The organism is Bacteroidota bacterium (assembly GCA_038746285.1).
Taxonomy (GTDB): Bacteria; Bacteroidota; Rhodothermia; order Rhodothermales; family JANQRZ01; genus JANQRZ01.
This window is the reverse complement of sequence record JBCDKT010000092.1, coordinates 1-7,224: the sequence shown is the minus strand read 5'-3', so window position 1 is coordinate 7,224 and position 7,224 is coordinate 1. Positions and strand designations below refer to the sequence as shown.

Here is a 7,224-nt window from a genome sequence, read left to right as displayed (position 1 = left end):
GGTCGCGCACGCACACCGGGTCGTTGACGTTGCCCTGCTCGTCGACGACGAACTGCACGAAGACCGTCCCCTCGATGCCGGCGCGGCGGGCGAGTTCGGGGTACTGGATGCGCGACTGCAAGCCCTCCAGCCCGCCGATCAGCTCCGGTTGCTGCTCGACGATGGGAAAGACGTCGTCGGGCTCGTCCCTGTACTCGTCGTCCATCACGGGTGGCTGCGGCGGTGGGGGGAGGGCAGGCGGATCGGCGTAGATATCCTTCAGGTCGATGTCGAGCGGCAGGTCGTCCACGAGGTCCGCGTCCGGCACCTCGACCGGCGCGGGCGGCTTCGGCGGCGGCGGCGGGTCGGGACGGTGCTCGGTCGCTTCGATCTCGATGGCTGGAACGAACTCGTCCTCGGCGACGACCGTCGCCACGTCCTCGCCGAAGCGCAGCGGGACGGAAAAGGCGGTCACGCCGAGGGCGAGGGCGAGCAGCAGGCTGACCTGGAGCAGGAGCGGGTAGCGGCGGCGAAACGCGGTGCGTTCGGACATCGAGGCGCGGAGTTGGTGAGCAGGTTTCGACTGTCCAGACACCGACGTGCCGGAATCGTTGCTCATCCGAGTGCTGCGTGGCCCCGCGCCTGGACCCAGACCATCCCCCCGAACCCGGCCAGCAGACCGGCCACGTCGGCCACCACGTCGAACACGTCAGGGCTGCGGCCGAGGAACGGCACGAGGCCCTGGTAGACCTCGGTGCCGGCGCTGAACGCGATGCCCGCCGCCAGCACCCAGCCCGTGTGGTGCGGCCACGTCCACAGCCACAGCAGCACTCCGATAAAGAACATCCCGAAGTGCCCCACCTTGTCGAAGCTGAGTATCTCAGCGTCGGGCAGGCTCGGGCCAGGGACAGAGCAGAGGGCGAGGATCACGAGCGCCCAGCCAACCGAAAGGACTTTCAAGACAGAGGACGGTGGGGCGGTGGACAGAGGACGGTGAGACGGTGGGCCGCGAAGCTAACCAGACCGTCGCGCTCTGCGCCAAGCCTGTAGGGGCGTAGCGGCGCTACGCCCTGGGTGGGCGTCGGCACTCCGCCGTCGTACGTCACCCGGCAAACAGGTGCGGCAACTCGGCCAGCAGGTCGGTGGCGAGGAGCGTGTTGGAGCGCCGGGTGGCAGTGTAGCGCTCGGCGGCTCGACCGCCGAGGTGGAGCGCGCAGACGGCCGCCTCGGCCGGGTCGAGGCCCTGGGCGAGCAGGCCCGCGGTCATCCCAGCGAGCACGTCGCCCGTCCCTGCCGTGGCGAGCGCCGGACCGCCTGCGCCTGCCACGAACGTTGGCCCCCCCGGCGTCCCGACGACGCTCGGCAAGCCCTTGACGACGAGCACGGCCTGCCACCGCTCGGCCCAGTCGGCGGCGAGCGCGATCCGGTCCGTTGTGTCGAGGTCGTCAGTCCCGACGAGCCGCTGGAGCTCGCCTGTGTGCGGCGTCAGCACCGGCGGCAGGGCGAGGCCGGTGAGCAGGTCGGTGTGGCCCGCGAGTGCGTTCAGGCCGTCGGCGTCGATGACGGCAGGGCACCGGAGGCACGGCAGGAGGTCGCGGACGAGCTGCTGCGTCGCCGGGTGGGTGCCCAGCCCGCAGCCGATCAGCACCGTGTCGGCTCGCTCGGCCTGCTGCACGAGTGCGTCGAGGGCCTCGGGAGCGAGCGCGCCGGTATCGGTCTCGGGGAGGCCGACGGTCATCACTTCGGTCAGGTGCGCGCTCAGGAGCGGGCGAGCGCTCGCCGCCGTGCAGCAGACCGCCGCGCCAGCCCCCACGCGGGCTGCCGCGTGCGAGGCCATGACGGCGGCCCCGGGAAACGCCCGCGACCCGGCCACGACGAGCACGCGCCCGGCGGTGTACTTGTGCGCGTCGGGTGCGCGCTCGGGCAGCAGCGCCCGCACCGCACGGTCGGTGGTGCGGCGCGCACTGCCGGGCATCGCGAGCGCGTGCCGCATCAGATGCGGCGGAATGCCGATGTCCACCACCTCGACCCGGCCCGCGTGCGCCGGCCCGTCGTTGAACAGCAGGCCAGCCTTGGGCGCCGCCATCGTCACCGTCAGGTCAGCGCGGATGGTGCCGCCCTGCGCGACGCCCGTATCGCTGTCCAGCCCGGTCGGCACGTCGAGCGCGACGATGGGTGCCTCGTGCGCGTTCGCCCACCGAGCCAGCGCGTCGACCGGGGGCCGGAGCAGCCCCGTCACCCCGATGCCCAGGAGCGCGTCGACGACCAAGTCGGGCGGAGGCGAGACCGTGAGGTAGTCGGTATGCTCGAAGGCATCGAGCGCGAGGTGGTCGCTGTGCTCGGCGAGCGTGCGGAAGAGCGCGAGGTTGCGCGCCGTGTCTTCCGTCGCATTGTCCTTGGTCGCCGTCGTCACCACGCGGACGTGCGCGCCGCGCGCGGCGAGCACGCGGGCTACGACGAAACCGTCGCCGCCGTTGTTGCCTTTGCCTGCGAGGACGAGCACGCGCCGCCCGGCCATCGCCCCGAAAGCGGCCTCGATGCGGTCCACCGCGCCGCGCCCGGCGGTCTCCATCAGCGCAAAGCCCGGTATGCCGAACGCCTCCATCGTCTGGCGGTCGGCCGCGCGCATCGCCTCGGTGGAGAGGACGGGCTCGAAGAGGTCGAGGTGGGCTGGCATGGCGCAGCAGGCTATTCAAGCGTGAGCGTATCGACGACCGTGTCCCACCGGGGGCGCACGCGCTGCGGGATGGGGATGAGGCGGAGGGGCTCGGGTGGGGCGTAGGGTGCGAGCCGCCCGCCATCCCACCGTCCGTTCCCGTTGCGGTCTGCGAACACGCGGAGCTGCACCTCGCCCTCGGGCAAGCCGTTCAGCAGAAACGTACCCGCCTGGTCGGCCTCCGCCGTGTACCGTGCAGCCCCGCTAAACGCTTCCACGATAATCGGTCTCTCGCCGGACACGACGACCCCTGACAGTTCGCCGCGCTCGTCATCGGGGAGTGGGACGAAGGTGCGGACGTAGGCCGAGTCGGGCTGCGGAACGGTGACGCGGAACGGCTGGTCGGTGTCGGCCCCGATCCGGTAGCGCAGGCCGTCGCGGGTGGCGAGCGCAAAGGGCACGGCAGCGCCGAGCGTGTCGGCGACGGAGACGCGGCGCAGCGTGGCCGAGTCGGGCGGAGCGTTAAAGCGGACGGCGACCGTGTCGAGCGCGCCGAGCGCCTGCCCTGAGCCTGCCAAAGGGTCGGCGTCGGGGAGAAAGCCGAGAAAGCGGGTCTGGAGTGTGTCCGGCTCCAGGCTCGGCGTGAAAGTGAGCGCCTCGGCCGTGGCCGCGTTGCCCGACGAGTCGGCGACAGCGCTGGGACGCGCGAGGCTGATCCGGTGACCCGTGGCGGCGAGCGGCCCGGTCAGGAGCACGAGTTGCTGCGGGTCATCGTCGGCGTAGACGCTCTGCACGGCGGCCGGGCGGCCGCTGGTCGTGTCGGCGAGAGACCACGCCGCCGGGTCGCGGTCGCGCAGCACGACCGACTCGTCGAACCGGACGGCGAAGCGGCGGTTGCTCCGGGTGCGGACGCGGAGCGGGGCGGGCGGGATCGTGTCGAGGCGCGTGCGGAAGAGGCGGAGTTCGGCCGCGAGGCTGTCGGCCGACACCATCGTGACGGGCTTGTACGGGACGGCGAAATCCTCGCCCGCGTCGGCCCGGCGGTTCCGGCCCGCGTCGGCCACGGCGACGACGAAGAACGGCGCGTCGCGCAGGTAGCCCAGCGTGAACTGTCCACCCTCATCGGTCTGCGTCCGGTAGTCCGGGGCGGCCTGGCGCGGGTCGGGGAGCGAGTCCGGCACGGCCAGCGAGTCGGCGAGCGCGTAGGCAAAGACGTCGACCCCCGCGACCGCCGTCCCGAGTCGGGGATCGAGCACGCGCCCGGTGATCTCGCCCCGGTCCAGCTCCGGGCCCGTGGCGAAGGCGAGCGTGATGGGCTGGGCGAGCGCGACGTTGCGGAGGTCGCGCAGGTTTGTGTCGAGCGTCACCACGTACGTCGTGTTCGCCCGGAGCGAGTCCGGGAAGCGCACCTCCACCCGGCGCCCGCGCACGATGATCTCCGGCGCGGTCTCCCACTCCGGCACGATCCCGAACGCGCGCACGACCGAGCCCTCGTCGACGGCCTCGGAGAACGTCAGCGTCAGGCGGTCGGCGCGGACGTTGACGGTGTCGGCCACGGGGTCGCTCGCTTCGAGACGGGGCGGCGTCCGGTCCGGCGTTCCGCCGCGCGGCGCGATCGGTGTGGCGCAGGCGGTGAGGAAGAGCGGAAGAGCGGGGGAGAGGAAGAGCAGAAGTAGAGTGAAGCAGACAGGAACGTCCAAGCCGTCTCGGCCCCTGCGCTCCGCTTCGGCCCCGTAGGGGCGAGGCATGCCTCGCCCTGGTCGCTCCCACCTCGCCTCGCGAGCGCTTGCAGGGACGAGGCGGGCCTCGCCCTGTCGGGGCTTAGCAGTCTGCGTGCGCTGGGCGGAGGTCCACATGCCGGGGGTTACAACAGAGAAGCCGCACCGGTTGCATCGGTGCGGCTTCGGGGAAGAGCAGATGAGGGAGGGCAGGCACCCTCACGCATCGCGGGTCACGCGTCACGCATAAATGCCGCGCAGCTTGAGCGCACCGGCTACCTTCTCGATAGCGATGATGTAGGCGGCGATGCGCAGCGGGGTGTCGTGCTTCTCGCCCGCGTCGTAGACCTTGTCGAAGCCTTCGCGCATCATCCGGTCCAGCCGGCGGTTGACGCGCTCCATGCTCCAGAAGTAGCCGTGCCGGTTCTGGACCCACTCGAAGTACGAGACCGAGACGCCGCCCGCGTTGGCCAGGATGTCCGGGATCACGAGTACGTCGTGCTCCTTGAGGATTTTGTCGGCCTCGGTCGTGGTCGGGCCGTTGGCTCCTTCGGCGATGATGCGGGCCTTGATGTTGGCCGCGTTGTGCTCAGTGATCTGGTTCTCCTTCGCGCACGGCGCGAGGACGTCCACGTCGAGTTCGAGCAGGTCCTCGTTCGAGATCTCCTCGGCCCCGTCGAAGCCGGCGAGGGAGCGGCCGTGCTCGGCGGCGTAGGCCATCGCGGCTTGGAGGTCGATGCCGCTCGCGTTGTAGTAGCCGCCGGAGACGTCCGAGACGGCGACGATCGTGCAGCCCTGCTCGCGGAGGAGTTGCGCGGCGATCGAGCCGACGTTGCCGAAGCCCTGCACGGCGACGGTGCTCTCGGCCGGGCGCATTCCGAGGCGCTCCATCGCAGCAAGCGTCGTCGTCATCACGCCCCGGCCGGTGGCTTCCTTGCGCCCGAGCGAGCCGCCGAGCGCCAGCGGCTTGCCGGTCACGACGGCCGTCTCGGTGCGGCGGACGTGCATCGAGTAGGTGTCGAGCAGCCACGCCATGATCTGCTCGTTGGTGTTCATGTCCGGAGCCGGGATGTCCTTGTCCGGGCCGAAGACGTCCATCAGGTTCGCCGTGTAGCGCCGCGTGAGGCGCTCGAGTTCGCCCGGGCTCATCTCGGCCGGGTTGCAGCGGATGCCGCCCTTCGCCCCGCCGAACGGGACGCCGACGACGGCGCACTTCCACGTCATCCACGCCGCGAGCGCCTTGACCTCGTCCAGGTTCACGTCGGGCGCGAAGCGGACGCCGCCCTTCGAGGGCCCGAGGACCTCGTTGTGGATCACCCGGTAGCCCTCGAACACCTGGAGGCTGCCGTCGTCCATCGCCACCGGCACGCTCGTGATGTGGACGCGGGCGGGACGGGACAAGTAGGTGAAGACGCCTGCGTCGAGCTCGATGATCTCGGCGGCCTCGGCGAAGCGCTCCATCATCTCCTGGAAGGGGTTGTCCGAGTGGTCGAGCGGGGCAGGCTCCTGGTACACCGCCCGGCGGTATACGTCGCGTTGGAAAGGCATGGGGGACTTGATCGAAAGTTGGGCCGTGAACGTGCCGTTGCCGTGTCTGCCGTTGCCGTTTATTCCGTCGGAGTGCATGAGGAGGTCGGAAGCGGCAGGCCGAAAGATAGCTCGGGCACTGCCGGTGGGAGGAACGTGAGCGTGAAGCGATGCGGAATCTTCGGAAGCGCTTCCAGTGGTCATGCGTCAGACCGCCGGCCGAGCGCTCAGAGGATGCGACACCCAGGCGAGGCGGGGTCTCAGAATGAACCGTAAACGCCGGGTAAAACAGGTCAATTTGGAACGGATCGGCCGGACCCGGAGTGTGGCACAAGAGGAATACCGCCGTCAACAGAAACCATGCCCGACCCCACGGCCCCGTGTCCACTCCCTCGCGTCGTCATCTGAAAGACCTCGCCTCGCTCCGCCGCCGCCGGCACCGCGACCGGCTCGGGTGGCACCTCGTCGAGGGGGTGCGCTCGGTCGAGGCAGCCGCCGAGGCGGGCGCTCCGCTCGTCGAGCTCCTGGTGACGGACGAGGCCCGCACTGATCCGCGCACGGTCGCCCTGGCCGAGCGGGCCGGCGTGCCCGTCCACACGCTCCCGGTGCGCGACCTCGACCGGCTGGCCGACACGAGCACGACGCAGGGCGTTGTCGCGGTCGCTCGCATCGAGCGCGCGGCGCTGCCGGCGCGCGGAGCCGTCGTCGCGCTCGACGGCGTGCAGGACCCCGGCAACGTCGGGGCGATCCTGCGCACGGCCGCGTGGTTCGGGGCCGACGCCGTCCTCGCCGGTCCGGGCACCGCCGACCCGTTCGGTCCCAAAGCGGTCCGCTCGTCGATGGGCGGCCTGTGGGACCTCGCCGTGGTGTCCACCGACGATCTCGCGGCCGACCTCGCCCGCTTGAAGGAGTCAGGCCTGCGGCTTGCCGGGGCCGACCTCGCGGGCGCGCCGGCGCGCGGCTGGTCGCCGCCGCGCGAGTCCGTGCTCGTGCTCGGCAGCGAGGCGCACGGGCTGTCCGAGGACGTGCGAGCGCTCCTCGACACGAAGGTGCGCATCGGCGGACGGCAGGGCGCGGGGCCGCGCGGTACCGAGTCGCTCAACGTCGCTGTCGCCGCTGGCGTGCTCCTGCACCGGTGGCTGGGGGGGTAGGAGTGGAAGAGCGAAGGATCGGAAGAGCGGAAGAGTTCAGGATGCACCGCCGAGTCAATCCTCCCCGCTTCCGCTCGTCCCCGCTTCCGCTCGTCCCCGCTTCCGCTCGTCCCCGCTTCCGCTCGTCCCCGCTTCCGCTCGTCCCCGCTTCCGCTCGTCCCCGCTTCCGCTCGTCCCCGCTTCCGCTCGTCCC

6 protein-coding genes are annotated in these 7,224 nt (G+C 71.2%); 1 reads left to right on the top strand and 5 read right to left on the bottom strand.

Annotation, left to right across the window (positions count from 1 at the left end):
- The 5 genes from AAGI91_17265 to AAGI91_17245 all read right to left on the bottom strand — a co-directional run.
- Positions 1-532: TonB family protein (locus AAGI91_17265; protein MEM1044361.1), on the bottom strand; the 532-nt coding region annotated here is incomplete at its 3' end.
- Between the two features lie 62 nt (positions 533-594).
- Positions 595-939, bottom strand: coding sequence for a VanZ family protein (locus AAGI91_17260; GenBank protein ID MEM1044360.1), 345 nt, complete (start codon positions 937-939; stop codon positions 595-597).
- A 142-nt stretch (positions 940-1,081) separates the two neighbouring features.
- Entirely contained in the window at positions 1,082-2,656 is a 1,575-nt protein-coding gene (locus AAGI91_17255; GenBank protein MEM1044359.1) for an NAD(P)H-hydrate dehydratase, read from the bottom strand.
- 11 nt (positions 2,657-2,667) lie between these two features.
- Positions 2,668-4,383 carry an Ig-like domain-containing protein gene (locus tag AAGI91_17250; GenBank protein ID MEM1044358.1) on the bottom strand — a complete coding sequence of 572 codons (1,716 nt, stop codon included), beginning with the start codon at positions 4,381-4,383 and terminating at the stop codon, positions 2,668-2,670.
- Between the two features lie 210 nt (positions 4,384-4,593).
- Entirely contained in the window at positions 4,594-5,901 is a 1,308-nt protein-coding gene (locus tag AAGI91_17245; protein MEM1044357.1) for a Glu/Leu/Phe/Val dehydrogenase, read from the bottom strand.
- A 359-nt stretch (positions 5,902-6,260) separates the two neighbouring features.
- Between AAGI91_17245 and AAGI91_17240 the strand changes: the two genes are divergently transcribed.
- Complete coding sequence (locus AAGI91_17240; protein ID MEM1044356.1) at positions 6,261-7,031, top strand: RNA methyltransferase; 771 nt, start codon at positions 6,261-6,263, stop codon at positions 7,029-7,031.
- Positions 7,032-7,224 lie beyond the last annotated feature (193 nt).

Excerpts from the sequence above, each read along its gene's own strand:
- AAGI91_17255 (MEM1044359.1), bottom strand. The coding sequence starts at position 2,656 with ATGCCAGCCCACCTCGACCTCTTCGAGCCCGTCCTCTCCACCGAGGCG.
- AAGI91_17250 (MEM1044358.1), bottom strand. The coding sequence starts at position 4,383 with ATGCCTCGCCCCTACGGGGCCGAAGCGGAGCGCAGGGGCCGAGACGGC.
- AAGI91_17245 (MEM1044357.1), bottom strand. The coding sequence starts at position 5,901 with ATGCCTTTCCAACGCGACGTATACCGCCGGGCGGTGTACCAGGAGCCT.